The sequence below is a fragment of the Streptomyces sp. NPDC029674 genome (assembly GCF_044903205.1).
In the GTDB taxonomy this organism is placed as follows: Bacteria; Actinomycetota; Actinomycetes; order Streptomycetales; family Streptomycetaceae; genus Streptomyces.
The window spans coordinates 532-1,406 of record NZ_JBJDPY010000058.1 but is presented as its reverse complement, the minus strand read 5'-3'; the positions used below and the strand labels follow the sequence as shown (position 1 = coordinate 1,406).

2 protein-coding genes are annotated in these 875 nt (G+C 69.1%); both read right to left on the bottom strand.

Annotation, left to right across the window (positions count from 1 at the left end):
* Positions 1–630: CHAP domain-containing protein (locus ACI2L3_RS40335; RefSeq protein WP_404757449.1), on the bottom strand; the 630-nt coding region annotated here is incomplete at its 3' end.
* Between the two features lie 31 nt (positions 631–661).
* Positions 662–875 (bottom strand): hypothetical protein (locus ACI2L3_RS40330; RefSeq protein WP_404757448.1); only part of this gene is annotated, 214 nt, incomplete at its 5' end.

The window sequence follows — 875 nt, the reverse complement described above, 5'->3', positions numbered from 1 at the left end:
GTCGTTGCCGTAGATGTTCTTGCCGGACGACTCCTGACGGGTCAGTGCGGCCGCAAGGTACAGGGGGGTGCCGGCCCGCTTCGCCGCAGCCACCAGCGCCGGCACGTTGTAGAGAACCAGGTCCGAGGACATGGACCCCTTGCCGGAGAGGATCTGCTCGGCCGTGAGCGCCGGCTCCGGGGCCGGCGTGGCCGACGTGGCACCCATGTACCGGGGCGGGCGGGCCACACGGACCACACCGGAGGACAGGGACACCGTGCGGATCTCGCACGGGCCGGACGGGTCGTCGCCCGTGCCACGCGAGTTCTGGTCCAGGATGAGCCAGCGCCCATCCGCGAGACGGCGGATGAGGATGAGGACGTGCCCGTAGTAGCCGCCCCAGTTGAGGGAGACCATGTCGCCGGTCTGCTTGTTCTTGGAGGGGATGTCACCCCACCCGTACTTGGCGATGTAGTTGCCGGCCAGGAAGGCCCCGTGGCCGAGGATGCGCGGGTAGCCGTGGACCGTGGCCCCGTAGTGCAGAGCCGGGTCTACGCACTGCGCCCCATACGCGTCGTCGAAGTTGATGTACTTCCCGCTGACAGAGTTCGCCCACGACTCCACCTCCGCCTGCACCTCAGACAACAGCATCGGCACGATGGGGCCTCCTCTTCACGGGGAACTAGTTGGGGCGGCGCACCTCACGGATCGCCCACTGGTACGAGGACCGTCGTCCCGATGACGTGTCCGGGATGGCGAGCTGCACGTCCTCGCCCGCGGGGGCGACGAGCACCGCGTGCCGGCACCCTTGGCCCGGCACCCAATCGCGGGGCCCATCGGTGAGCGTCACCTGTGGGCGGGCGATCGTCACCGCACCAGAGACCGCGAACCGGAGG